We start from the raw sequence: 1,460 nt of genomic DNA, 5'->3' as shown, positions 1-1,460 counted from the left end.
CGTCTGCTCCAGTAATTCTGGTAAGATCAAACCTTCCCAAAAGGCGGCCTTCGGGCCGCCTTTTTTCATGCCCAACCAGATCGATAAAATCGATTCGGTCAGTTGCCGTTTTATGCACATAACACAGCCCATACTTGCGAGAACCGATACTATACAACTGAATAATTACCGCTAAGTACTTGATATTTATATATTAGCTGATTCTAAAGAATCTTATGGACAGGATAGCCACCCTAACGTATATTTCTCCTACTCAATTGGGTCTCGCTGATCAGGAAGATCTAGAAACCCGCTTTTCGGTAAGACGCCGAAAACAGATGGCGGCCAAGCCGCCGCGAGCTGTCCATGTAGGAGAGATAAAATGGCTCTTAATATTATTTCGAACTATGCCGCTAACGTAGCACACCGTAACCTGTCCGCTTCTGACGAAATGGCGACCCGCTCGCTGTCAAAGCTGTCATCCGGTACGCGTGTTGTTTCTGCACGTGACGACGCTGCTTCCATGGCGATTGGTGCACGTCTGAACGCAACCACCCAGGCTCTGAAAACTGCGACCGTCAACGTTGGACAGGCCAACTCGATGCTCCAGATCGCCGATGGCGGTATGGCAACCATTGATGACATCCTCGTCCGTATGAAAACGCTGGCTGTTCAGTCTTCCTCGGGCAACCTGTCCGATACCGAGCGTGGCTTCCTGAACGACGAATTCCCCGAACGCCGTGACGAGATCGACCGTATTGCTTCCTCGACCAACTTCAACGGCATTCAGTTGCTGGGGAATGGCGGTGACGTTGCAATCGAATATGGCGATCTTGCTGCTGCCGGTTCTGGTGAAGCTCTTGTCCCGGTTAACGGTTTTGACAACTTTGCCATCACCGACAACAACTATTGGGCAACCGACACCGACACCGACCTCACTGACAACAACTTTGAAGTCAACATCAACTATGGCGCTGGCGATCAGGTCATCATGACCGTTACCAGCACCATTGACGGTGCGGCGGACCGCACCCAGTCAATCGACGTTACGGACTTCCGCACTGGCGGCACGACGGCCATTGGTGCAGGCGAAAGCTCTACCCTGAACTTCGACGAGCTTGGCCTGACTTTCACGGTCAACACCAACTTCTCGGCTTCTGTTGCTGCAATCCGTGCTGACAACACCGGCGCATCTGACTTCGGTACCGATACCGACTTCAACGGTTCGACCCTGAACTCGGCAACCGGCAACATTGTTACCATGGCAGCCGATAACGGTCAGCAGCTGGCAAACAGCATCGAGTTCCAGGTTGGTGGTGGCAACACCGCAAACGACCGCCTCTCGATTGACCTGACCGCGGTTGACTCCGAAGCGCTTGGTACTGGCTCTGCCGGCACCGAAACCTCACTGAATGATCTGGGTGCAAACGCAATCAACACTGCCGCTTCTGCACAGAACGCAGTCGAAGTTGTGACCCGCG

At 53.1% G+C, this 1,460-nt stretch carries 1 protein-coding gene; it reads left to right on the top strand.

The window, feature by feature from the left end; genetic code table 11:
- Positions 1 to 361: 361 nt before the first annotated feature.
- On the top strand, positions 362 to 1,460 hold a 1,099-nt coding region (locus TH19_RS22320), incomplete at its 3' end, for a flagellin N-terminal helical domain-containing protein (protein ID WP_114104557.1).

This window comes from Thalassospira profundimaris (assembly GCF_003326675.1).
Lineage (GTDB): Bacteria > Pseudomonadota > Alphaproteobacteria > Rhodospirillales > Thalassospiraceae > Thalassospira > Thalassospira aquimaris.
The sequence above is the reverse complement of the archived record's forward strand: the minus strand, read 5'-3'. Positions and strand labels throughout refer to the sequence as shown.